Origin of the sequence: Acidianus sp. HS-5 (genome assembly GCF_021655615.1) — an archaeon.
GTDB lineage: Archaea > Thermoproteota > Thermoprotei_A > Sulfolobales > Sulfolobaceae > Acidianus.
The window spans coordinates 2,283,520-2,305,720 of the sequence record NZ_AP025245.1 but is presented as its reverse complement, the minus strand read 5'-3'; the positions used below and the strand labels follow the sequence as shown (position 1 = coordinate 2,305,720).

The window sequence follows — 22,201 nt, the reverse complement described above, 5'->3', positions numbered from 1 at the left end:
TTTCTATTATGTCTTGGAGTTTACTTGAACTCATTAGAAATAATCCAGATGCGTTAATAGATTCTCTAAAGAAAAGGAACATGGACATTTCTTTAGTATTAAAAGCGGTTGAACTCGACAAAAAATGGAGAAGTACTTTACAAGAAGTTGAGAAGCTTAGGCATCAACATAATGAAATAACTTCTCAAATACCTAAGCTAAAGCCTGAAGAGAGAAAGACAAAGATAGAAGAAGCAAAGAAACTTTTACAAGTACTTGAAGCTAAAGAAAAAGAATTAAAGGAAATTGAAGAACAGAGGGATGATATCTTAAGCTCTTTACCCAATATAATAAGTCCTGACGTTCCAGTAGGTCCTGATGATACTTATAATGTTCCCGTAAAATTCTGGGGTAAATTCAAGGTTTACGAAAAGGATTTAGATGAATTTAAAAAACAGCTTAACGGTGCTCAAGTAGATTATGAAATTATAAATCGGAAGCCTATAGGCCATGCCGATATGTTAGAGAACGTTCTAAAGCTAGGAAATACTGAGAAAGCCTCTCAAGTTGCCGGTTCTAGGTTTTACTATTTATTTGATGATTTAGTATGGCTTGATTTTTCACTCTTACTTTATGCAGTAGACACTATGACTTCCAAAGGTTACAGATTAGTTTTGCCTCCATACATGCTTAGAGGAGAAATAATTCACGCAGTTATTGACTTAGATACATTTAAGGATGCAATTTATAAGATTGAGAATGACGATTTGTATTTAATTGCTACTGCTGAGCATCCTCTAGCATCGCTTTATTATAAGGAAGATATTGACAAGGAAGACTTACCAATAAAACTCGCAGGAGTTAGTCCTGCTTTTAGGAGGGAAGCCGGTGCAGCAAATAAGGATTTGAAAGGAATATTTAGAGTTCACCAGTTCCACAAAGTTGAACAGTTTATTTTCTCCATACCAGAAGAAAGCTGGAAATATCATCAGGAATTACTGAGCAATGCTGAAGAAATATTTCAAGGTTTAGGAATTCCTTATAGGATTGTAAATATTGCTTCTGGAGATTTGGGTGCTTGTGCTGCAAAGAAATATGATTTAGAAGCATGGATGCCTGCTCAAGGTAAATTCAGAGAAATGGTCAGTTGCAGTAATTGTACAGATTGGCAGGCTTTTAGGATGAAGATTAGATATATTGATAGGAAGAACAATAAGAAAGGTTATGTTCACACACTCAACAGTACTGCGATAGCAAGCACTAGGGCAATTACTGCTATACTAGAAAACTTCCAGAAAGACGACGGAAGTGTGGAGATTCCCAAAATTTTGAGAAAATACCTAGAGCCGTTCAAATCTGCTCCTAAAGACTACATTTACCCTAGAAAGAAATGATTTTCAAGCATCATAGAAGCAAATGCTACTCCATAAGGTAGATGATAATTGTCTCACTGTTTATTCTTATATCTGTGAGCAGTGAAGTCATCGCATAGGAGGGAGAGAATACTTCGTACTGCTCAGTTAGGTGAAGAGTGCAAGCATAGTTGTTCTGAGTAAGCCTGGAGAGAAGATCGTAAAAAATATCCTAGAAATAAGCATTTAAACAATAGTTCATTATTATCAAGCTTTCGCTTAAAAACCCAAATTTTGTAAAACTATTGTCTTAATTTAGATTCAAGGATCGCTTCTACTTGTTTCATTTTTCTCTTTGCTCCTGCAAGGAATAACTTCAGCGTAAGTTTTACTGGGTAATATAAAGGTCCTTTCATGTAGAATTTGTTTATTATATCCTCAGCCCAGTATACATCGTGCCAGAACACTTTTTTATAAAGCTCTATGTGAGCATCATTCAGCTTTACTCTAGTGAACCAATCCTTATTTTTGAAGAATCCCATAGGTACGAAGAACATTGGAACTAGGATGCTCCTATAAGGTCTTAAGTTGTCTACCAACTCTATGGTTCTGTAAACGTCGTCTTCAGTCTCTTCAGGTAAACCTATAATCATAGTTCCTGCAGGTACTATATGAGTCTCATGCATTATTTTGAAAGCTTCTTCAACAGTCTCTGGATAACTTTCTGGCTTATAAGGTGCAGATTTTGCTGGCATTATTTCTTTAGCTAACCTAACTGAGCCAGTCTCAATACCTACTTCTACACCTAAATAATCTTGATTTCCGTCTTGGTAAACTATTTCCATTAATTTTGATACAAGCCCATATTTTTCTTCTGAATATCTAATTGCTGCTAGGCTTGCGTGGCTCCAAGCAATTGTTTTATAGTATTTCTTAACTAGTTGATGAAGCTTTATTAGAGGTTCTGGTTTGGGTAATATTCCCACGGCACCATAAAATAAGACATCGTCACTATGAATTACGCCATGTTTTATTCCTGCTTTAACGTTAACTTGTAATTCCCTTTCTATTTTATCCAATGGATAATAACGTGTAGGCCTTAATGTTACAGAGCAGAATCTACAAGATCTAGCACAACCTCTCATTACTTCTACTAATCCGTTAACGCTCCCTCCTTTAATGTCTGGTATGTCTTCAATTGAGGGCACATCGTCTCCACTAACATAAACGTATTTAGGTAATTCCTCACCATCAAGTATCATTTGAGCTAACTTTACTATAACTTTCTCTCCTTCTCCATCTACTAAGGCATCAACTCCTACTTTCTCTATCATATCTTCTCTCCATAACCACTGCCATGTAGAGGGACCGCCAACTAATATCTTCATTCCATGTTTTTTACCTTCTGCTATTTCCGGTTTGTTAATAAGTTCTTGGAAGCTCTTGTAATTAATTGGCTCCTTTTTAGTTATTCCCCACCATGTTGATGATGGTGGACCGAAAGCGAAATAATCGTGATGAGAGAACAGTAAAGCCTTAGCAGTAGGAGTGTATTTTCCTATATAATCTGGGTCTATAATTGCTGCATTAAAACCTTCGTCAATAAGTTTTGCTTCTATTTTTCTCATTCCGTAGGGAGCTTCTACTGGTCTTCCGTATTCGTCAACTTTAACCTTAGGGCAGGCTAACCATTTCCAGGCTTTTTCTGGAATACCTACTGCTGGACCTGTTCCTAGGAAACCTAGGAACTCCTTGTGATGATGATTAGTCATCAAACAACGGTCTGTCGTGATTATGAAATCATAAGTTGGCATTAAGTCACCTATTATTGTTTTTGTTCTTCTTTGTTTTCAACTTTTTCTTCTTTCTTTTCTACTTTAGGAACTTTCACAGAAATACCAAGTTTATTCAAGTATTTTGCGACTTCAACTGGGAGTTCTTCTTCCTTTATTTTTTTAGCCTTATCTATATCTGGAGTCCACTCTTTTTCTTCATTTATACTATATTTTCTATCTTGATAGATTGAGTAAATTTTCTCTCCTTTTTCGGTTTTTAACTCTTCTATGATAATTTGCATATTTTTTAAATCAAGGAGATATATGTTAGGAACTTCAGAGATTTTCATACTTTATAAAATAGGGGGAATTCAATTAAAATGTTTACGGTGTTAAAGAAGATGCTAACGAAATAACAAAAACAAATAAGAGATTAATTCAGTTAATCTTCATCGTTTTCTTCAGAGCCCTCAAATTCATCCCTCAATAGTTCTAGTCCTATTTCCTTGTAATATTCTTCTCTTTCTTGTTCCCACTCTTCCTCGTCCCTCTTCCTGCCTTCTTTTTCGCTAACTATTGAGGTTGTGAGCACTTTGTTGTTCTTTGCATTCTCCTTAATTTCGTAAGCTTTTTTATCCTTTGTACTCATTTCTTTTTCGTACCCGCATTTTTTGCACTTCAGAACCTCCTTACCGTCCTTTTTTACTGGTACCATTACCCCTCCACATTTAGGACAGAACTGCATATTTAAGACACCATATAGATATATGAGGACGTCATATAGTATATAAGGCTTTTGCATATGAAAAAGTCTAAATTTTTACTCTTGGATCTTCTTTAACAACATTTAGTACTATGCTAGTATAAGTCCTTTCAACTTTGGGATTCTTGAGTAATTGTTTTAAAAACGCATCGAGATCTTCTACGCTCCTGAACTTTGCTATTAAAACTACATCGTATTCTCCGACTACGTCGTAAACTGCTACTACGTTATCAGCATTTGCAACCTCTCTTTCAAATTCAACAAGATGTTTTCCATCAACTTTGGCCATTATTACTGCAGAAAGACTGTAACCTAATTTAGTATAATCTATTAATGCAGTAAATCCTTTTATTATGCCTTCTTGCACAAGTCTGGTTAATCTATTATGTAAAGTTGCGGGGGATACATTCATTTCTTCTGAAAGTCTTCTTAAACTACTTCTTGCATCTCTTAATAATTCTATTAATAATCTCCTATCAATTGTATCCATGTCCACTTTCTTTTTTATGCTGTCAGACATACACTTCATAATGCAATCGTAAATCTGATTAAAAAATTTTCATTTTAAATAGGAATCTTCACACTAAGTTAATTTGAGATATACCCTCTAAAATTAGTTGAACTCCAAAAGCTGCTATTATGATCGCAGTAAATCTTCCTGCAGCTACTGTTCCAGTCCTGCCTAAGAGTTTTACGAACAAAGGTCCAAATCTTAATATTACGTAAGTTATACCAGCCGCTATTAAACTTCCAATTAAAAGATAGTAAACTGGGAAAGAGACCGACAAAGTGACTAGGGCAGCCATTGTCCCTGGTCCTACAATTAATGGAGTAGCAATTGGTGTAACTGCAGCTTCTACTAAACTTCTGCCTAAGAATTTTAATTGCTGAAAACCTCCCATAGTGTCTATACCTAGGTAGACCAGAATTATTCCTCCTCCAATTTCTAGAGAGGCTGGGGTTAATCCTAAGAAGTCTAAGAATGCCTTACCTATTAATGAGAAAAATACCAGGAGAATTACTACAGCTAGCTCTACCTTGTTGATTAAGTAATTCCAACTAACTTTTGTATCAGAGCTTTGAGAATACTCTTCAAATATCGCTAAAAGATAAGGAATAATTGAAAAAGGATCCATTATTGCGAAAAGTTTTATTGCTATTATTACTGTTTGAGATAGTTCCATAATTATTCAAGTGTGCTTAAAATATCTTTGAGATTTTTAATCTTTTCATTTTCGTCCTTAGTAGTCAAAGCTATTAACATTTTTCCTAGGACTTTATAAATTCTTGAAATCTCTTCTTTACAAGCTTCGGAGGAGTCTTCAAGTTCTTTCGATTTACTTTCTAAACTCTGCAGCCTGACATATAATTCACCTATAACTTCCTCTATACTTTTACCTTCTTCCTCATGATGATGGTGCTCTGTCTCAACTTCTTGCTGAATTTTCTCTAAATCTTCATCCGTTTTAGGAAGTTTGTCTATCCTCAGTTTCATTTTCTCCCTCCATGTCTACATTTCCTACGCTTTTTTCATTAGTTATAATATGGTTTCCTATTCCCATTCTTAAGTAATGCTTTATTACGATGGAAATCTTACCAGCAGCCCTTACTGGAATGCATTCAGACTCTACTTCATCTCCATCGGTAGTCTTTACAACAACCTTAGCTAAAGTCTTTTTATCGTCACAAAATTCCACGTTTACAGACTCAACTTTACCTAAGAAAACCAACCCCTCTAAATCCCTACCTTTCATTACGGCTCTCATTTTTTCACTGCAATAGCAAATATATCTTCAAGTTTTAATCCCTTTTCATTTAAGTAGTTTATCAAGTTCCTTCGTATTTCGCTTATTACTTCATACCCGCTATCTAGTATTACACTACCTAAACCTGTTAATTTCGCCCCAACACTTAACATTCCTAATACTTCCCTAAACGAGAAAATTCCTCCCATACCTATGATATCAGTTTCGTATTCCTCGTAAATGTCCTTAATTGTCCTTAAGGCAAGAGGATAAATACATCTACCTGAAATTCCCCCAGTACCGTAAGATAATACTGGCTTGAATTCTTCTGTATCTATCATTAGTCCCTTTAGTGTGTTAATTGCAGTAATTCCGTCAGCTCCTGCATCTAAAGCTTTTCCTACTATATCCAAAGCGTTGTCCCAAGGGCCTATTTTAACGAATACTGGCTTTCTAACGTGAGATTTTACCTCCTTTACTATTTCATGGATTATAGACGAAATAGATTCTCCGTAACCTTTTCTATTAGGGCTACTTGCATTAATTTCAATTATTTCTGCTTTGCTCTCTACGATTTCTGCAGATTTGATTATATCCTCAATATTATTGCCTCCTATGCTTACAAAAAGTTTACATTTTTCAAGTTTAATTTTCTCAATAATTCCAACTCCAGGATTTCCTAAACCTATTGCATTCATATAACAGCCATTATGAAATTCTATTACCGTAGGCGGTTTATGAGGTTCTAAAGGAGTAAAGGTCAGGGTCTTAGTTGTTATTGCTGAAGGCTCGTACTCTTTACAGATTCTCTCCATTAATTCGGGAATGTCCGGAAGTATGCCTGAAGAGATTATTAAAGGATCTCTAAAATCAAGGTTTGCTACTCTCAAATAAATTCATCCCCCTTATAGGGTAAACCTCATAACTATCGTAAGCTACTTTCCCTTCAACTATTGTTAAATATATTGAAACGTCCAATGGATACTCGTCAAAAGGAGTTTCAATAACCTTTGAGTACTCAGTGTGGTACCTCCAGTCCTTTTCAAAGTTTATTACAGTAAAGTCTGCAACGCTTCCTTCTTTTATTTCTCCTGCATTTATGCCTAGAATTTTCGCAGGATTACTGGATACTAAATCAACTGCTCTGGCAAGAGGCAACACGTTTTTCTTTACCAGCGAATAAATAAAAGGTGTAGTAAACGAGACCGCTGAAATTCCAGGCGGACAAATTTCGTAAGGCTGGCTTTTTTCCTGCAAAGTATGAGGAGCATGATCACTTGCTATAGCATCTGCATCAAATATTGCCTTAAGTAATTTTCTACGTTCAGTAATGTTTCTTATGGGTGGATTCACTTTGGTTAGACAATTTCCTTTTATTTCCTCAAGGAGTAAATGGTGGGGAGTAAAGTCTGTAGTAAATCCCATTTCCTTAGCCTTAGTAAGCGTCTCATAGTTTGTTACATGAGTTATGTGAAATCTCCCTGAAACTAAGTAAAGTGAAGCAATTTCCTGCCACATTTCCCTTAAATCCCTAAATTGCCTAGTTGATAATGGTAATTCGGGATGAAGAATTTTCAATTTTTTAGATGATAGAACTAGTTGTAACTCAGGTTTTTCAAGGTCTTCTGGGAATACCTTGTAGCCTGCAATAGGTAATTTGCCAACTCTCTCGTCTGACGTAACTCCAGAGTATATTCCATAATCCGACCTTGAGAAATTCGCGAATTCTCTAAGTCTTTCCTGTACTCTTTCTGAAGTATTAATATAAGGTGAAGTGTTAGGCATATCTACTATTGTAGTAACTCCACCATAAACTGCTTCAGAGGTAGCAGTTCTTACATCTTCCTTATACGATAAATTCATCCCCCTAACATGAACATGCATATCTATCGATCCTGGCAAAATTATTTTTCCTTGAGGAATATCAATGTCCGGTTTGCAATCCTTTCTAATTTCCTTAATTTTTCTGTCAAAATTTACACAGCCATCTATTACCTCGCCATTGATAAACATCTTGCCTCTAATCCACAAGATCTTTCACCTTCATGAAAGGGCCTTCAACACATGGTAAGTGGCCTTTTATATTACAGACCCCGCAGACACCCATAGTACAATTCATTTTTACCCATCTTACGTAAATATAAGCTTCAGGAGGTAAGTATTTTATTTCATTATAATTTACTGCTGCTAGCACGGTATCAAAATCTTCATCTTTAGAAGGCTCTTCGAACTCGCTTTCGCAGCCTTTGCATAGAACTTTTACTTCTTTACTTTGCCTTTTTGCTTGTCTTAATGGATAGAGTAAATCGTAGTAAAGATTACCTTCTGCTATACCTAAAATTCTTCTTCCTAGTCTTATTTCCCTTCCAAGAGGTCCTTTTAATAATAAGTATTTTTTGTTGAGAAGTTTTTTAATAATTTTTTCTGATTCTATAAATAAGGTAAGTACTCCATCCTCATAATCTCCTATGCCTAATGGGATCTCGTTTTCTGAAGGTAATATGATGGAAATATATTGTCCTGGCAAAGGATTAAAATTCACTTCAATATAAATATTAAATATTTTTCCCACTTTAGTAATTTTTAAGATTTTACTATAAATCATAGTAGGATTTGCCTCAGCACTTCTTCCTCAGTTAATGTTGTTTCGCAATAATCGCATTTTAAAATTAAGGCTGATTTACTTTTGACGGTAAATCGCGATTTTGCCTCGACATCGTTATTTGTGATGCATGCTGGATTAGGACATTTCAAGATTCCCTCAATTTTTTCTGGTAGGTTTAATTTTCTTTTTTCAGTAACTTCGTAATTTCTTATAATGTTAATAGTTGCTGATGGTGCTATTAATGCTGTTAATTCAACTTCTCTCTGGTTTAATTCTTTTTCTTCAATCTTTACTATATCTTTTTTAGCCATCTTGCTACTTTCAACGTTCATCACAAGTGCTACTCTGTTTCCTTCATTTCCTCTAATTCCCAAGATTTTGAGGACTGCTAAAGCCCTTCCTGCTGGGATGTGATCTATTACAGTTCCGTTCTTTATCTTACTCACAATTAATCCGTTTTTCACTGCCATTCACCGCTAAGGATTTTATAAAGTAACGACATCCTTATTGGAACTCCTAGAGATGCCTGATAAAAGTACTTAGCTTGGGGTTTGCTGTCTATTCTCCTGTCGATTTCACTTACTCTAGGCAAAGGATGAATAATTATTGAATCTTTTTTCATTTGATTAACTAAGTTCTCATCAACCGTGTAGCTTTCCTTAACTCTCTCATATTCCATTTCGTCTGGAAATCTCTCTTTCTGTATCCTTGTTACATAAAGAACGTCTATCTCTGATATTACTTCTGAAATAGACTCTATCTCCTTGTAAGGGTAATTAAGCTCTGAAAGTATCTCTTTTCTAGCTCTTAAAGGTTCTGGAGAGATTAGATACACAAATTTTGGTTTAAACCTTGTTAATCCTCTGAGTAAGCTGTTCACAGTTCTAGCATATTTAAGATCGCCCAGAATTCCGTAAACTAGATTATCTGGACTCCCAAATATTTTATATATTGTATAAATATCTATAAGTGTTTGCGTTGGATGTTCATGCTTTCCATCTCCTGCATTTATTATCGGCTTATTATTTATTTCAGCAGCAAATTTTGAAGCTCCATCAAATTTATGCCTTATAATTATGCAGTCAGAATAGTTCTCAAGCATTCTTATAGTATCAGCGAAATTTTCTCCTTTAGTTTCTGAAGTTCCTTCAATAGAAGAAAAACCTATAGTTTTTGCTCCCAACTTGAGTGCGGCAGTAGTAAAGCTTAATTGAGTTCTAGTACTAGGTTCAAAAAATGCCGTAGCAACTACCTTTTCTTCCTCTAGCCTTAGCTTTTTACCTTTTTCAATCTCATCAGCAAGCGAGAAAATTTCAAGGAAATTTTCTTTAGAAAAATCCAATGACGAAATTATATCTCTCAATAATGCCCTTAATCTTCATATGCGAAAATTGTATTTAAACTCTTTTTCCATTATACCTAAGATGGATTTCGCTGAAAGTTTGTTGCAGAGAAAATTGTTATTAATAGGAAATTTTATCTTAACATCTGGTAAAACAAGCCCTTATTATCTCGATTTAAGGAGATTGCCCAATTATCCAGAGTTCTTTACGGTAGTCGATAAGGCAATAGAAACAGTGAAAGATATAAAATTTGATATGATAATAGGAATTGCTACTGGAGGAATACCTTTAGCTTCTTTTATAGCTTGTAAATTAAATAAATCGATGGGTTACGTAAGGCTTGAGAAGAAAGGTTACGGTACCGATAAATTACTTGAGGCAGATGTTAAGGATAAGGAGATAATAGTAATAGACGACGTATCTACTACTGGGGGATCTATAGAGAAGTCTGTAGAAGAAATAATGAGAAACGGAGGAAAAGTATCTCATGCGCTCGTTATAGTTGATAGAAAAGAAGGAGCTAAAGAAAGGTTAGAACAGATGGGCATTACTCTCCACTATTTGTACTCAATTCATGATATATTGAAATCTATCCTGTCAAAGCTTAATGATAATGAGAGGAAAATGATTGAAGAATATCTGGTGAAGAACGTTGAAGAGTAGGATAATTTTTTCTATGGATGAAGAAGTTCCTATAGAAGCTCTGGTAAAGGTAAGTGAATATTTATACGGTATAAAGATAGGTTATCCTTTATTGTTAAGGAAAGGTGTAGAAGGAGTTAAGGAAATATTAAGAGGAATTAAGGTTGATGAGGTTATAATGGATCTAAAGCTTGCAGATATAGATAATACAATGATAAGCATAGTTAAACAATTGAATTTTGCCGATTCCTTCATAGCCCACTCCTTTATAGGAATAAAAGGAGCATTAGGAGAACTCAAGGATTTTCTAGACGAAGAAAGAAAGAAATTATACTTATTGTCCTCAATGAGCCATAAAGGCTGGAACGATGAGTTATACCCTTATATAAGAGAAGTTATTAAAAACCTAAACCCTTATGGCATTGTTGCTCCTGCTACAAAAATTGAGGTTCTCAGGAAAGTGAGGAAGGATTTTCCAGACAAGGTAATTATTTCTCCCGGTGTTGGTGCGCAAGGCGGTAAAATAGGAGACGCTCTATGTAACGGGGCAGATTATGAAATAATTGGAAGAATAATATATACTTCTTCAGATCTTGAGAGTACTGTAAAGGAAATATTTAAGATACAAGAGGAGAAAATTAATGAGTGTAAAAAAACAAGTTATTAGTAAAAATGAAATTTCGTTAAAGTTATCAAAGCTTTACGATTTGCTTACTACTGCCGAAGATGCTCACGAAATACTCGGTTATCCCCCTACTACCGATTTTAATTTCATTTATGTTAAACATAAGAGCGAAGGACTTGACGATTATGAGCTAGTCAAGGAAGGAGAGGCTCCTCACGATTATAGGGAATTATATGAAAAAATTAAGGAACTATATATGGAATTTCTTGTTAAAGTAATGGCTCCTTATGCTGAAGAAACAATGAAAACTCAAATAGAATATATTAATTTTATTCTAGAATCAGGGGAATATGTAATATTTGAGGGAGATATAGATAAAGTAACAATGCCGATGCCAGTGGGCATAGCTTCAGTTCATACTCATCCAGGCATTTGCGTATTTTCTGCTGCAGATATAGATACTGCAGATTCCTTATTCATAAAAGGGTATGTAATTATAGCCGTGATGAATAATGAGTGTATTTCTTACTTTTTAAGGATAGGACCTTATACGCCTGAAGATCAACAGGAATTGAAAAAGCTTCAAAAGAAAGTTAAGAAAGCTAAAACTTTTGAAGAACTAAAAGAAGACTACATGGCTTTTAATTCTGAAAACATTGTGTTTAGAAGTCCGTTATTTTCTTAGCTATAATATTTATGGTAGTTTCTGCTAGGTCGATTGAATATCTGCTTATCCTCCTAAACGAGTCCGAAACAAGCAAAAGTGCGGACTTATGCTTTATATCACTGTTAAGTATTTCAGAAGAAATTTGCTTATGTAAATTTGCAAGTTCTGTATCTCTTTCAAGAATCTTATTTGCTATATCCCTTCTTTCATTTATAAAAGCCTCAACTGAGTCCCTAAAAAGTTCTAAAGATTTTTCTCCAATTTCCACTGGCTTTAATGTATCAGAATCTTTAACTTCTGGAATTAAACTTGCTATTCTACTTGCATGATCTGCTATTCTCTCTATAGATTTTATTGCAGAGTGAATATCGACAAGTTGTGTAATGTTATACCCTTCATCTTCTAAGATTTCAAAGGATGATACGCTTAATGTTAACTGTCTGGAAACATAAAAGTAGAATCTATCAACTTCGTCATCTCTCTCAAGAATTTCTTTTGCTATTTCCTCATCTTTATTTTTTAAAGCCTCGATTGAGTCCTTAACCATGTTTTGCGCAATTGATGCTGCTCTACTAATTGCTTTAGATATAGGTAAATCTTTCTCGTTAACTAAAAACTGTACTGTTATACCGTTAGAATCTTCTTCTATAACTTCAGAGCCTAGAAGTCTTTTTCTAATCATGTCCTTTATTATGGTTCTATCCTCGGCCTTAAGTCTACTACAGATAAAGGATACAGTATCATATCCTGCCATATAGTATGCAATGAACTCCCTTACTGCAAAGGAAGGAGTAGCGTTTTCACAACTTATTGTAGCTTTGTTTACTTTGTTTTCTCCTTCTTTCTCCTTAGGAGATAGAATTAGCCTTAAGTTATTATCCTGAAAAATTTCAACTTCATCTCCGGGGTTTAATGAGAGTTGCTTGACCCAACTTTTAGGCAATGAAATTATATATGTAGATCCACCAGTCAGCTGGATCTTTCTGGTAACACCACTTGGCATATAATAACTATATAGCTTAAGTATTTATATCTATATTTTTCCTAGTACTCCTATATTTCGCTATAACTTTTGCTTCATCTAAAATCTTTTTAGCATCTTCAGGGGCGTTTACTTTTATCTCGTTAGGAACATTTATAGAACTATAGAACCCGCTGTATATATCATCAATTAATGCGGAAAGTTCTGGACCTAAGAATTCTCCGTTCTTTCTTATTTCTCTTAAAGCTTCTATTACCGCAGGTGCATCATTGACTATATAGCCTATATAGATTATAGTTTCCAGTTTTATTTCTATAAGTTCCAATATTACATCTAAAGTATCAAGAAATTCGGAAATCCTTTTAAGTTGCTCTGCCTCCTTCAGATATTCTTTAGTTAAAACTGTAGAGTAGGAAGGCACTCGTTGAACAAGTCTTCCTTCGATTTTAGATCTCATAATCCTTAGTCTATTTCTTGCTATCCTAATATCCGTAAGAACTTCAGCAATGTCTCTCTTTTTCCTCATGAATGACATATTGAGGAATAAAATTTAAGAGAGTTTAGCCTCTTTTTCTAGTTCTTCAATCACGTCCTTAAATCTATAATAGAAGGAAGTTAAGCGGTACGCTGCACCATACTTTTCGTTGTTCTTTATAATTATTCCGTTTTGAGTCAGAACTTCAAGATGATGTATAATTGTCTTATAATCCATTTTTAATAATGTAGAAATTTGATTGGCGTTAAGAGAAGAATCCTCTAAGAGCTTAATAATCTTTAATCTTGTGATACCTCCTCTAGAAGTAAAAAATAGAAACTTGAAAAGCTTCTTGACTTCCTTCCTTTCTCTTTCGCTCATCTAGAGAACGTTAATATATTTCTCCATATTTTAGTCTTTGTATCGCTTCAGAAATTATCTCCGTTATCGTTGGGTGAGAGAAGAGAACCTTGTAAAGATCGTCTACAGTAAGTCCTGCCTCAAGTGCTAAAGATAAAGTATTTATTACCTCAGTAGCTCCTTCACCTACCATATGGGCACCTACTATTCTATTACCAGAGATTACTAGCTTTAGAAAGCCTTCGGTCTCGTTTAAAGTCCAAGCTCTAGGAATATCCTCCATGTTTACAATAATTTCCTTTCCTTCAACGTTATCCTTTTTTAAATCATCTAAAGTTTTACCTACGCTACCTATTTCTAAATCCGCAAATATTGAAATCGGGGAATACTTAGGCATAATGGAAGGAATTCCGCCTATGTTATCTCCAGCGACCATACCCTGCTTCCAAGCTTTTGTTGCAGATAAAGGCATTCCCGCAACGTCTCCTACAGCATAATACTTAGGATTTGAAGTTTCGGCTTTTTCATTAACTATAATGTAACCCCTCTTGTCTACATTAACCTTTGCTGCTTGCAAATTCAAGCCTTCAGTATTTGGCTTTCTTCCTATAGTTATCACGGCTAAATCTCCAGAAACTTTTTCACTGGATGAAGGTAAAGATACGTCAAAAACTACCTCATCCCCGTTTTCTACTATTTTAGAGTTAGCTTGTAAGTAAATTTTTATTCCTCTTTCTTCAAGTCTCTTTTTTGTTTCACTAGCGATATCCTTATCAAATCCTGGTAAAAGTTGAGGCATTAATTCTAGGATGGTGATATCTTTATTCATAGCTCTAAACAATGTAGCTAATTCCACTCCTGCGACTCCTCCTCCTACTATTATTATCTTTTCAGGCAAAGAAGGCAAATTCATTGCAGTCCAAGGGTCTAAAACGTTTCTTCCATTAAGCGGAAATGCTGGTAGGGATATTGGAGAAGAACCAGTTGCGATAACAAACTTATCTGCAGTATAAGTTTTCCCGTTTACTTCAACTTCTCCTTCTCTTTTTATTTCTCCTTTTCCTTTTATTATTGTTATTGATCTATTTTCCAGGTTCTTAATCATTTTGCTTTTAACGCTGGTAATTATTGTATCCTTAAACTTAGAGAGCTCTTCATAATTTAGCATTGCTGAAGCTTTTATCCAGTTTGCCTTCCTTATTTTATTAAGAATTTTTACAGCGTCTATTAAAGTTTTAGAAGGAATGCACGCTCTATTTATGCATTCTCCTCCTATTTCGTCTTTTTCTATTATTGCTACTCTCTTTCCCAGTTCTGCAGATCTTAATGCTGCAGAATATCCTCCTACTCCTCCGCCTAATACGATTACATCAAAGTCCATGCTGTTTATTTTCTCTAGAAAGTATATAGGCTTTGAGTTCCCTTAATGTTGCTAAAACGTCTTTATCTTTTACGAAGTTTTCACAATTCAAAGATAAATACTCTAATTCAGTGTAAACTCCGTACTTCTTGTGGACATACTCTAACGAGTGTGTGAGATCAAGATAATCTTTAACGAATTCCTTATTGCAGTTTTTATATATTATTGAAAGTATTCCAAGGTCTACTATTCTTCTCCTCTTTCCTTTAGCTAAAAGTACCCTAGTGCCTATATCAACTTCCATTTCTTCAAATTCTATACTGTCAACTTCTATTTCGCTTTCTTCACTTAATTTAAACTTAGTTACTATTTCGGAAAGCCTCACAATGCTTTATAAACCGACTGGGTATATAAAATTCTGGAATGGATGACTGGGAACTTTGGAAGAAGAAAGCATACGATAGAATGATAAGGGATAAGGAGATAGGATATTTAGACCCAGATATTTATGACGTGTTAATGGCGTTTTTTAAGAGAGAGAAGAGTTTCACTTATAGTAGCTGCAGTGGGAGGATAACAATTATAGATTCGTATTTACCGTGGATAAGAAAGAGCTCAACAATAATATTTAAGAACCATTTTGGCATCACAGAAGAGGATGTAAAAAATATCTTGGAGAAATCGCAGGTTTACAGACTATGGCTAGTCTCTCAAGGTCCAATTCTTCATGTTTATACTAAGGATTGGGATGAAGCGTGGGATATAATAAAAATAGCTAGAAGTACTGGGTTTAAACATTCCGGTATACTTACAGTTAATAAAAAGGGAATTTTAGTTGAGCTGAAAACTGGAATAAAGTTGGTTCAAATACTTAGGGAAAGTTCTGAACAAAAAATTGGAGATGATCAGATTAAGAGTTTAGTAAATGTGGCAAACGAAGTATTAAAGAAAGGTAAAGATAAACTATGGGAATTGCAAAGATTAGTTGAGGATTCTTTAAAGCCTAAAGTCACTGCCTAACTATTTCAAGGACTCTCTTAGTAATTTCGATCTTTAGTGTATCAAGGCCAATATTATTCTCAGCACTGATTTCCATAAAGCTAAGATTATTCTCTTTTAGTATTTTATTTACTTCTTCATATATTTTTTCATCCTTAGAATCAATCTTGTTTAAAGTTATAATTATATTCTTATTGAATTCCATAATTTCTTTAAGCAAATCAAATTGCTCCTTAGGTGAATATAATGATTGTTGAGAGATATCAAATAAAAAAACTATCAGTCCTTTTAAGTTTTTTATTGCATTAATAGCTTTCCTCTCTATTTGATTTCTTTCCTTCATTGGTCTATCTAATATCCCGGGCGTGTCAATAACTTGAACTTTAATTCCATTCAAATCAAAATGTCCTACGTGAATTTCCTTTGTAGTGAAAGGATAATTCGCAATCTCTGGCTTTGCGGAAGAAATTTTACTAACTAAAGTAGATTTGCCTACGTTAGGAGATCCGGAAATTATTACTGTGGGAATTTCTGGATCAATGCTCTTCATTTTCTTCATTGTCTTTGTGATGTCAATAATCCAGTCTATGCAATCCTTCCTTTTTCTTAACAATGAAGAGACTCTACCAAAAGCTTGTCTCATTAACTTATTTGCAATACTTTCGTCAGACCTTTTAATCTCGGTAATATACTTTTTTAAGATTAAAGAAGCCGTTGAAGTCGTTCTACTGATAATTGATAAACAGATTTTTAGATCGTCAATGTTTTTGCCTGCAGTTATTTCTAGTGCTTCCTTATAAAACGGATGCAGATCCTCTATTCTGGGAAAAGAATTTACAAAATTTAAATACCTCTTCACTTGATCATCATAATACATTAATCTTCTTATTTCCCTGTCTTTAACACTATTTCCAGAAATTTTAGGCAATCTTCCTAAAACTATTTTTATTAAATCTTCAGCTTTAGGAGGACAATTTAATTTCTCAAAAGGGTTTAGCATATTCTTGTTCCTGGAGGTGCGTCTCCGTCTACTGTTAACAACGTAGGTTTAATTCCTTTATCTTCATCTTCTTTACAACCAGCTGCCAATATCATTCCCTGGCTTTCAAAGCCTCTTATAATCCTAGGCTTCAAGTTAGTTATTACTATAACTCTCTTGCCTACTAACTGTTCTGGTGTATAATATTCAGCAATTCCTGAAATTATTTGTCTCTCTTCATTTCCTAAATCTATCATCAATTTAAGTAATCTAGTTCCTTCAATTCTTTCTGCAGATTTAACTAAGCCTACTTTCAATTCAACTTTTGAAAAATCGTCTATCGAAATCTCCATGAGTTTCAAGTGTTCCGTGTAACTTTTAACTTTATTCTTCTATGTTATTTACTTAAGTAAGTAAATATAAAAGATAATTGTAGAAGAGTTTTTATACTGGTCGTGTAAATTAGCTATATGGAGACACTCATAGGGGAAGGTAAGACTAAACAAGTTTTTTCTTATGATTCTGATCACGTTCTCCTTAAGTTTAAGGATACCATAACTGCTGGAGATGGGGCTAAAGTAGATACTATGGAAAACAAAGGAGTAATAAATGCCCAAACTTCAGCTTTACTCTTCAGGCTTCTTGAAAGGAACGGTATAAAAACCCATTATGTGGGCATGTACGATGAGAGGACCATGATAGCTAAAAAACTGAAAATGATTCCAGTCGAGGTAGTTTTGAGGAACATCGCTACGGGGAGTATAGTGAAAAGATTACCTATAAAAGAGGGAGAAATTTTCGATCCGCCAATAATAGAATACTTCCTAAAGGACGATAGTAGGCACGATCCAATGCTTAATTATTATCACTTAGAATATTTCAAATTAATGAATAGGAAAGAAGCAGAAGTTATTGAAGGCATAATGATAAGAGCTAACGAAGTTTTACGCGACGCAGTAAGAAAAACTGGATTAGAACTTTACGATTTTAAATTGGAGTTTGGAAGGCTAGGCGATGATCTAATTGTAGGAGACGAGATAACTTTAGACTCAATGAGAATAAGGGATCCTAAGACTGGAAGGATATTGGATAAAGATCTTTACAGGAAAGGTTACGATCTAAAAACAGTAAAGGAATCTTACGAGGAATTCCTCTCTAAATTAGAAAAGGTGGTATAAACGTTCAGAGTCGAACTGATAATCATTAACAAAGAAGGAATAAGAGATCCAGAAGGAGAGACAATTAAGAATTATATAATAAGTAAAGTTACTGATAAGGTTAAGGAAGTAAAGGCAGGAAAATATCTAAGTTTTAACGTTGACGCTAAGGAAGAATCAGAAGCGATAGATCTCGTGAAAAAGATAGCTTATGAAGATAGGCTATACAATCCTATTGTTCATAAAATTATTATAAGGGCAGAGAAAATTGAAAACGGCAGTAATTAAATTCCCTGGAACAACATGTGAAACTGACGTTTTAAAGGCTTTAAGAGAAGCTCGTGTGGAGTCCAATATAATAGGCTATAAGGACTTCGATCCAGACAAGTTTGACGCAGTGGTTATCCCTGGTGGCTTTAGCTTTGGAGATTACCTTAGGGCAGGCAGTATTGCTGCAAATACTGAGACTATGAAAAATGTTAAGGAAATGGCCGACGAAGGTAAAATTGTGGTTGGAATATGCAATGGGTTCCAAATATTAGTTGAGAGTGGTCTATTGAAGGGTGCATTATTACCTAATTTGAAAATGAGATTCATAAGTAAGTGGGTCTACGTTAGAATTGTAAGGTTTGATACTGCAATTACTAAAGGCTTGGAGAAGAAAGTACTAAGAATGCCGATAGCTCATGCAGAGGGTAGGTATTATTTAGATAACCCAGAAGAGGCAGAAAAGCTTGCAGCATTCAAATATTCTGATGAAGGAGGAAACGTAAAAGAGGAAGTAAATCCTAACGGTTCTATTTTGAATATTGCTGGTATAAGTAATGAAGAAGGAAATGTTATAGGCTTAATGCCACATCCAGAGAGAGCGTCGTTCAAGTTAACAGATCCATATTCTCAAACTGATGGCTTATTACTCCTGAGGGGATTGAGAAAATGACAATATCGCTTTCCTCTTATGAGTTAGAATTAATTAAGAAAGAACTAAAGAGAGAACCAAAAGAGGAAGAATTGAAAGTAATAGACGCGTTATGGTCTGAACATTGCTCTTATAAATCGTCTAAAGTATTCTTGAGGAGTTTACCGAGTGAAGGACCTAACGTCGTTATGGGTATAGAAGACTGGCAGGACGCTGGAGCTGTTGACATAGGTGATGGTTACGCAATTGTGATGAAGGTCGAAAGTCATAATCATCCTTCAGCAATTGATCCTTTTAACGGTGCGGCTACAGGAGTTGGAGGAATAATCAGGGACATAATAAGCAAAGGAGCAAGACCTATAGCCTTGCTGGACATGATAAGAGTAGGAAGTTTAAGACATGAAAGAAATAGATGGCTATTAAAAGGTATAATAAGCGGTATAGGTTTTTACGGTAACAGCATAGGAGTTCCAGTTATAGGAGGAGAACTTTCCTTTGATGATTCGTATACTGATAATCCTTTAGTTGACGTAGCATGTGTAGGAATAGTTAAGAAAGATAAGATTGTATCCAGTATAGTTAAAAAACCTGGACTAAAGCTGGTCTTAGCTGGATTGACTGGAATAGATGGATTAGGAGGAGCATCTTTTGCTTCTAGAAAACTTAGCGGGGAAGATGAAATAGGAGCAGTTCAAATAGCTGATCCGTTTGCTGGTAAAATAATACTTGACGTAACGCTAGAGATTGCTGATAAGGTAGAGGCAATTAAGGATCTTGGCGGAGGAGGTTTAGCTGTAGCTGTTACAGAAATGGCAAATGGATTAGGTGCAGTAGTAAACCTAGATAAAGTTCCTCTTAGAGTTAAAGGAATGAGGCCTGAGGATATTATAATTTCAGAAACTCAAGAGAGAATGCTTTATGCAGTAAGAGAAGAGAGCGTAGAGGATGTGTGTAAAGCTTTTGAATATTATGAATATCCTTGTTCAGTAATTGGAGAAATTACGGAAGATCCAAATATTAAATTCCTTTATGAAGGAAAGGAAGTAGTTTCTCTTCCTTCTTCCCTATTGCTTTCTCCTCCAATTTATGTTTGGAACATTAATGAAAATGAAGGAGAAAAAATTAACGAAAAACCTACAGTGAGAATAGAGGACGCGATAAGGAGTATAGTTACTTCAGAAGAATTAGTAAACAAAGAATGGGCTTATTCACAATTCGACTACGAAGTAGGAACTTCTACTGTTATAAAACCTGGAGAAGCTGACTCCTCGTTATTACTTCTTCCTAATGGAAAATTCTTAGCAATAAAAGGGGACGCTAATCCTGATCTTTGTAATGAAGATTCTTACGAATGCGGAAAGGAAATCTTTGCTGAAGCTTACAGGAATTTAGCAACTGTAGGAGCTAAAGGAATTGCAGCAGTAGACCATTTACAATTTGGCGATCCTAAAAAACCTAAAGTTTACGCAAAATTCGTAAATACAATAAGAGGAATTTCAGAGGCTGCAAAATTTTTCAATATTCCAATAGTAGGCGGCAAAGTTTCGTTCTATAACGAGAACAGTAAAGGCGAGGAAATAAAGCCTACGCCTTTAATAGTCATGGCTGGAATTACTGACAAGTACTTTAGACCTTCTATAGAAGAAGGTCTAGATATAGTTCTTATAGGAATTACTAGAGACGAAATGAGGTCATCACTCTTTACAAAGATCTTTGGGAAATATGGTAAGTTACCTAAAGCCAGGCTTTCTGAAGATTTAATATCTAGCGAAATATTAACTCAAGGAATACATGAGGATAAAGTAACTTACGCAAAAGATGTCTCGAAAGGAGGATTAATAGGAGCATTATGGAGCATAATAACTAAAGGCTATTCAGTCTCGATTTCCACAGAAGCTATTAACACTGCTGAAGACATTTATTCGAAGCTGTTCTCCGAGAACGGTGGAAGATTCATAGTTTTGACAAGTGACGCTCAGTTCTTTATCAAGTTTGCAGAGAAAAAAGGGACAATTGCCAAAATAATAGGTAAGGTTTCAAAAGGATCTGAAATTTATATTGACTCTAATAGTTACAATCTCTCAAAAGAGATTGAGGTATATAACAATTATTTGGAGGAGAGATTATGAAAATAAAAGAGCATTGTGGAATATTTGCGACTATAGGAGATAGGTCAGTAAAATACACTTATGAAGGACTTAAATTATTGCAACATAGGGGTCAAGAATCTGCGGGTATATCTTATACAGAAGGAGGAATTAAGACCGTAAAAGGCCTGGGTCTTGTAGAGGAGGCATTAAATGAAAGTGAAGTTTTACAAATTAGGTCAAAATTCAGCATAGGTCACGTAAGGTATTCCACAACTGGAAAAACTACGTTACAGGAAGCGCAGCCGTTGAATAATGATAAACTTTCAATAGCTTTCAACGGAACTATCACAAACTACTTTGAATTTGGAAACTACAAGACAGACACTGAATTTATACTCGACTTCCTGAGCAAGGAAATTAAGGAAGGTAAAGATATAGTAGATGCTGTAAAGCATTTTATGGATATAGCAGATGGAGCTTATTCCATGGTTATTTTAGACGATAAAAACAGAGTTTTGGCAGTTAGAGATCCTAAAGGATTTAGGCCTTTGGTAATGGGAAAAATAGATGAAAATATGGTTTTCTCTTCTGAAGATTCTGCAATAAAACAATTAGGAGGAAAGATAATTAAAGATATTCTTCCTGGGGAAATAGTTCTAGTAAATCCTGACGGTAAACTCTTGAGCGAAAAAGTTCCTTCCACAAGCTTTCATACTTGTGCATTTGAGTACATTTACTTCTCAAGAGCCGACAGTAAAATTGACGGAATCTCTGTTTATATGGCTAGGATAAGGCTTGGAGAGATCTTGGCAAGAAATCATCCTGCAAAAGCTGATATTGTAGTTCCAATTCCTGAGTCTTCAAGACCTATTGCTATAGGCTATTCTAGGGAAAGTAATATTCCTTTAGAGGAAGCATTAATAAGGACTATAGTATCCAAGAGATCCTTTATAATGCCTACTAACGATAAGAGGAAAAGCGTACTCGAGGAAAAATTCGGAATAGTTGAGGACGCTGTAAGGGATAAGAGGATAGTCATTATAGACGATTCTATAGTTAGAGGCAATACTATGAAGAGGATAATTACTTTATTAAGAAATTCTGGAGCAAAAGAAATTCACGTAAGAGTTGGTTCTCCAATGATAAGATATCCTTGTTATATGGGAATAGATTTCCCTAATAGAAAGGAACTAATTGCCTCAGATAAGAAAGAAGAGGAAATTTCCAAGATTTTAGGAGCAGATAGTATAGAATACTTAACAGTTAAGGAAATGAAAGAAGCAATAGGTAAGGAAAGCTTGTGTTCAGCCTGCTTTACGGGAATATATCCTCTCAAGAGGAATTATTCCTTACAAATTATGGAAAACGTATTCAACAGGTGATA

General features: G+C 34.9%; 29 protein-coding genes. 10 read left to right on the top strand and 19 right to left on the bottom strand.

Features of this window, described 5'->3' with window-relative positions:
• Positions 1-8 precede the first annotated feature (8 nt).
• Positions 9-1,373, top strand: a complete 1,365-nt coding sequence (gene serS / locus HS5_RS12745) for a serine--tRNA ligase (protein ID WP_236751745.1) — start codon at positions 9-11, stop codon at positions 1,371-1,373.
• Positions 1,374-1,633: 260 nt separating this feature from the next.
• Here the strand turns inward: serS and HS5_RS12740 are convergent, their stop codons facing one another.
• From HS5_RS12740 to pyrB, 12 genes are all read right to left on the bottom strand, one after another.
• Complete coding sequence (locus HS5_RS12740) at positions 1,634-3,145, bottom strand: radical SAM protein (RefSeq protein WP_236751744.1); 1,512 nt, start codon at positions 3,143-3,145, stop codon at positions 1,634-1,636.
• Positions 3,146-3,156: 11 nt separating this feature from the next.
• Positions 3,157-3,456, bottom strand: a complete 300-nt coding sequence (locus HS5_RS12735) for a hypothetical protein (RefSeq protein ID WP_236751743.1) — start codon at positions 3,454-3,456, stop codon at positions 3,157-3,159.
• A 92-nt stretch (positions 3,457-3,548) separates the two neighbouring features.
• Positions 3,549-3,908: an RPA12/RPB9/RPC11 RNA polymerase family protein gene (locus tag HS5_RS12730; protein WP_236751742.1), complete on the bottom strand. Its 360-nt coding sequence runs from the start codon at positions 3,906-3,908 to the stop codon at positions 3,549-3,551.
• A gap of 10 nt (positions 3,909-3,918) precedes the next feature.
• Positions 3,919-4,389 (bottom strand): Lrp/AsnC family transcriptional regulator, encoded by a 471-nt coding sequence (locus HS5_RS12725; protein ID WP_236751741.1) that lies wholly within the window; start codon positions 4,387-4,389, stop codon positions 3,919-3,921.
• Positions 4,390-4,447: 58 nt separating this feature from the next.
• The gene (locus tag HS5_RS12720; RefSeq protein ID WP_236751740.1) at positions 4,448-5,053 is read right to left on the bottom strand and encodes a MarC family protein; all 606 of its coding nucleotides are present in this window, start codon (positions 5,051-5,053) and stop codon (positions 4,448-4,450) included.
• Between the two features lie 2 nt (positions 5,054-5,055).
• Positions 5,056-5,364, bottom strand: coding sequence for a hypothetical protein (locus tag HS5_RS12715; protein ID WP_236751739.1), 309 nt, complete (start codon positions 5,362-5,364; stop codon positions 5,056-5,058).
• Complete coding sequence (locus tag HS5_RS12710; protein WP_236751738.1) at positions 5,336-5,635, bottom strand: hypothetical protein; 300 nt, start codon at positions 5,633-5,635, stop codon at positions 5,336-5,338. Before HS5_RS12710 ends, HS5_RS12715 begins: the two co-directional genes overlap by 29 nt.
• Positions 5,632-6,504 carry a dihydroorotate dehydrogenase PyrD gene (pyrD, locus tag HS5_RS12705; protein ID WP_236751737.1) on the bottom strand — a complete coding sequence of 291 codons (873 nt, stop codon included), beginning with the start codon at positions 6,502-6,504 and terminating at the stop codon, positions 5,632-5,634. Before pyrD ends, HS5_RS12710 begins: the two co-directional genes overlap by 4 nt.
• A complete protein-coding gene (gene pyrC, locus HS5_RS12700) occupies positions 6,485-7,645 on the bottom strand; it encodes a dihydroorotase (protein ID WP_236751736.1) in 1,161 nt (386 codons plus the stop codon). The genes pyrD and pyrC overlap by 20 nt, the downstream gene beginning before the upstream one ends.
• Positions 7,635-8,186: a 2-polyprenylphenol hydroxylase gene (locus HS5_RS12695; protein ID WP_236751735.1), complete on the bottom strand. Its 552-nt coding sequence runs from the start codon at positions 8,184-8,186 to the stop codon at positions 7,635-7,637. Before HS5_RS12695 ends, pyrC begins: the two co-directional genes overlap by 11 nt.
• 29 nt (positions 8,187-8,215) lie before the next feature.
• Positions 8,216-8,689, bottom strand: coding sequence for an aspartate carbamoyltransferase regulatory subunit (pyrI, locus tag HS5_RS12690; RefSeq protein ID WP_236751734.1), 474 nt, complete (start codon positions 8,687-8,689; stop codon positions 8,216-8,218).
• Positions 8,680-9,582 carry an aspartate carbamoyltransferase gene (gene pyrB, locus HS5_RS12685; protein ID WP_236751733.1) on the bottom strand — a complete coding sequence of 301 codons (903 nt, stop codon included), beginning with the start codon at positions 9,580-9,582 and terminating at the stop codon, positions 8,680-8,682. Before pyrB ends, pyrI begins: the two co-directional genes overlap by 10 nt.
• Before the next feature lie 61 nt (positions 9,583-9,643).
• Between pyrB and pyrE the strand changes: the two genes are divergently transcribed.
• The 3 genes from pyrE to HS5_RS12670 are packed head-to-tail and all read left to right on the top strand — an operon-like array spanning position 9,644 to position 11,514.
• A complete protein-coding gene (gene pyrE, locus HS5_RS12680) occupies positions 9,644-10,225 on the top strand; it encodes an orotate phosphoribosyltransferase (protein WP_236751732.1) in 582 nt (193 codons plus the stop codon).
• Between the two features lie 13 nt (positions 10,226-10,238).
• On the top strand, positions 10,239-10,871 hold the full coding sequence (locus HS5_RS12675; protein ID WP_236753586.1) for an orotidine 5'-phosphate decarboxylase / HUMPS family protein: 633 nt from the start codon (positions 10,239-10,241) through the stop codon (positions 10,869-10,871).
• Positions 10,846-11,514, top strand: a complete 669-nt coding sequence (locus tag HS5_RS12670) for a hypothetical protein (protein ID WP_236751731.1) — start codon at positions 10,846-10,848, stop codon at positions 11,512-11,514. The genes HS5_RS12675 and HS5_RS12670 overlap by 26 nt, the downstream gene beginning before the upstream one ends.
• Here the strand turns inward: HS5_RS12670 and HS5_RS12665 are convergent.
• The 5 genes from HS5_RS12665 to HS5_RS12645 are packed head-to-tail and all read right to left on the bottom strand — an operon-like array spanning position 11,492 to position 15,058.
• Positions 11,492-12,499: a phosphate uptake regulator PhoU gene (locus HS5_RS12665; RefSeq protein WP_236751730.1), complete on the bottom strand. Its 1,008-nt coding sequence runs from the start codon at positions 12,497-12,499 to the stop codon at positions 11,492-11,494. The two genes, HS5_RS12670 and HS5_RS12665, sit on opposite strands and share 23 nt — an antisense overlap.
• Before the next feature lie 16 nt (positions 12,500-12,515).
• Complete coding sequence (locus HS5_RS12660; RefSeq protein ID WP_236751729.1) at positions 12,516-13,004, bottom strand: hypothetical protein; 489 nt, start codon at positions 13,002-13,004, stop codon at positions 12,516-12,518.
• Positions 13,005-13,028: 24 nt separating this feature from the next.
• On the bottom strand, positions 13,029-13,334 hold the full coding sequence (locus tag HS5_RS12655; RefSeq protein WP_236751728.1) for a winged helix-turn-helix domain-containing protein: 306 nt from the start codon (positions 13,332-13,334) through the stop codon (positions 13,029-13,031).
• Between the two features lie 10 nt (positions 13,335-13,344).
• Positions 13,345-14,694: an NAD(P)/FAD-dependent oxidoreductase gene (locus HS5_RS12650; protein ID WP_236751727.1), complete on the bottom strand. Its 1,350-nt coding sequence runs from the start codon at positions 14,692-14,694 to the stop codon at positions 13,345-13,347.
• Positions 14,684-15,058 (bottom strand): hypothetical protein, encoded by a 375-nt coding sequence (locus HS5_RS12645; RefSeq protein WP_236751726.1) that lies wholly within the window; start codon positions 15,056-15,058, stop codon positions 14,684-14,686. The genes HS5_RS12650 and HS5_RS12645 overlap by 11 nt, the downstream gene beginning before the upstream one ends.
• Positions 15,059-15,096: 38 nt before the next feature.
• On the opposite strand from HS5_RS12645, the gene HS5_RS12640 reads away from it, so the two are divergent.
• Positions 15,097-15,693 carry a hypothetical protein gene (locus tag HS5_RS12640; protein WP_236751725.1) on the top strand — a complete coding sequence of 199 codons (597 nt, stop codon included), beginning with the start codon at positions 15,097-15,099 and terminating at the stop codon, positions 15,691-15,693.
• Here HS5_RS12640 and HS5_RS12635 read toward each other — a convergent pair.
• Both HS5_RS12635 and metG read right to left on the bottom strand, forming a co-directional pair.
• A complete protein-coding gene (locus HS5_RS12635; RefSeq protein WP_236751724.1) occupies positions 15,683-16,672 on the bottom strand; it encodes a GTPase in 990 nt (329 codons plus the stop codon). The two genes, HS5_RS12640 and HS5_RS12635, sit on opposite strands and share 11 nt — an antisense overlap.
• A complete protein-coding gene (gene metG, locus HS5_RS12630; RefSeq protein WP_236751723.1) occupies positions 16,666-17,004 on the bottom strand; it encodes a methionine--tRNA ligase subunit beta in 339 nt (112 codons plus the stop codon). The genes HS5_RS12635 and metG overlap by 7 nt, the downstream gene beginning before the upstream one ends.
• 117 nt (positions 17,005-17,121) lie before the next feature.
• Between metG and HS5_RS12625 the strand changes: the two genes are divergently transcribed.
• The 5 genes from HS5_RS12625 to purF are packed head-to-tail and all read left to right on the top strand — an operon-like array spanning position 17,122 to position 22,199.
• A complete protein-coding gene (locus HS5_RS12625) occupies positions 17,122-17,829 on the top strand; it encodes a phosphoribosylaminoimidazolesuccinocarboxamide synthase (RefSeq protein WP_236751722.1) in 708 nt (235 codons plus the stop codon).
• 15 nt (positions 17,830-17,844) lie between these two features.
• Positions 17,845-18,096, top strand: coding sequence for a phosphoribosylformylglycinamidine synthase subunit PurS (locus HS5_RS12620; protein WP_236753585.1), 252 nt, complete (start codon positions 17,845-17,847; stop codon positions 18,094-18,096).
• Positions 18,077-18,748, top strand: coding sequence for a phosphoribosylformylglycinamidine synthase I (gene purQ / locus HS5_RS12615; protein ID WP_236751721.1), 672 nt, complete (start codon positions 18,077-18,079; stop codon positions 18,746-18,748). Before HS5_RS12620 ends, purQ begins: the two co-directional genes overlap by 20 nt.
• Positions 18,745-20,856 carry a phosphoribosylformylglycinamidine synthase subunit PurL gene (gene purL, locus HS5_RS12610; protein ID WP_236751720.1) on the top strand — a complete coding sequence of 704 codons (2,112 nt, stop codon included), beginning with the start codon at positions 18,745-18,747 and terminating at the stop codon, positions 20,854-20,856. The genes purQ and purL overlap by 4 nt, the downstream gene beginning before the upstream one ends.
• Entirely contained in the window at positions 20,850-22,199 is a 1,350-nt protein-coding gene (purF, locus tag HS5_RS12605; protein WP_236753584.1) for an amidophosphoribosyltransferase, read from the top strand. Before purL ends, purF begins: the two co-directional genes overlap by 7 nt.
• Positions 22,200-22,201: the final 2 nt, after the last annotated feature.

Coding starts and splice junctions, on each gene's coding strand:
- serS (WP_236751745.1), top strand. CDS start 9: ATGTCTTGGAGTTTACTTGAACTCATTAGAAATAATCCAGATGCGTTA.
- HS5_RS12740 (WP_236751744.1), bottom strand. CDS start 3,145: ATGCCAACTTATGATTTCATAATCACGACAGACCGTTGTTTGATGACT.
- HS5_RS12735 (WP_236751743.1), bottom strand. CDS start 3,456: ATGAAAATCTCTGAAGTTCCTAACATATATCTCCTTGATTTAAAAAAT.
- HS5_RS12730 (WP_236751742.1), bottom strand. CDS start 3,908: ATGCAAAAGCCTTATATACTATATGACGTCCTCATATATCTATATGGT.
- HS5_RS12725 (WP_236751741.1), bottom strand. CDS start 4,389: ATGTCTGACAGCATAAAAAAGAAAGTGGACATGGATACAATTGATAGG.
- HS5_RS12720 (WP_236751740.1), bottom strand. CDS start 5,053: ATGGAACTATCTCAAACAGTAATAATAGCAATAAAACTTTTCGCAATA.
- HS5_RS12715 (WP_236751739.1), bottom strand. CDS start 5,364: ATGAAACTGAGGATAGACAAACTTCCTAAAACGGATGAAGATTTAGAG.
- HS5_RS12710 (WP_236751738.1), bottom strand. CDS start 5,635: ATGAGAGCCGTAATGAAAGGTAGGGATTTAGAGGGGTTGGTTTTCTTA.
- pyrI (WP_236751734.1), bottom strand. CDS start 8,689: ATGGCAGTGAAAAACGGATTAATTGTGAGTAAGATAAAGAACGGAACT.
- pyrE (WP_236751732.1), top strand. CDS start 9,644: ATGGATTTCGCTGAAAGTTTGTTGCAGAGAAAATTGTTATTAATAGGA.
- HS5_RS12675 (WP_236753586.1), top strand. CDS start 10,239: ATGGATGAAGAAGTTCCTATAGAAGCTCTGGTAAAGGTAAGTGAATAT.
- HS5_RS12670 (WP_236751731.1), top strand. CDS start 10,846: ATGAGTGTAAAAAAACAAGTTATTAGTAAAAATGAAATTTCGTTAAAG.
- HS5_RS12665 (WP_236751730.1), bottom strand. CDS start 12,499: ATGCCAAGTGGTGTTACCAGAAAGATCCAGCTGACTGGTGGATCTACA.
- HS5_RS12660 (WP_236751729.1), bottom strand. CDS start 13,004: ATGAGGAAAAAGAGAGACATTGCTGAAGTTCTTACGGATATTAGGATA.
- HS5_RS12655 (WP_236751728.1), bottom strand. CDS start 13,334: ATGAGCGAAAGAGAAAGGAAGGAAGTCAAGAAGCTTTTCAAGTTTCTA.
- HS5_RS12650 (WP_236751727.1), bottom strand. CDS start 14,694: ATGGACTTTGATGTAATCGTATTAGGCGGAGGAGTAGGAGGATATTCT.
- HS5_RS12640 (WP_236751725.1), top strand. CDS start 15,097: ATGGATGACTGGGAACTTTGGAAGAAGAAAGCATACGATAGAATGATA.
- HS5_RS12635 (WP_236751724.1), bottom strand. CDS start 16,672: ATGCTAAACCCTTTTGAGAAATTAAATTGTCCTCCTAAAGCTGAAGAT.
- metG (WP_236751723.1), bottom strand. CDS start 17,004: ATGGAGATTTCGATAGACGATTTTTCAAAAGTTGAATTGAAAGTAGGC.
- HS5_RS12625 (WP_236751722.1), top strand. CDS start 17,122: ATGGAGACACTCATAGGGGAAGGTAAGACTAAACAAGTTTTTTCTTAT.
- purL (WP_236751720.1), top strand. CDS start 18,745: ATGACAATATCGCTTTCCTCTTATGAGTTAGAATTAATTAAGAAAGAA.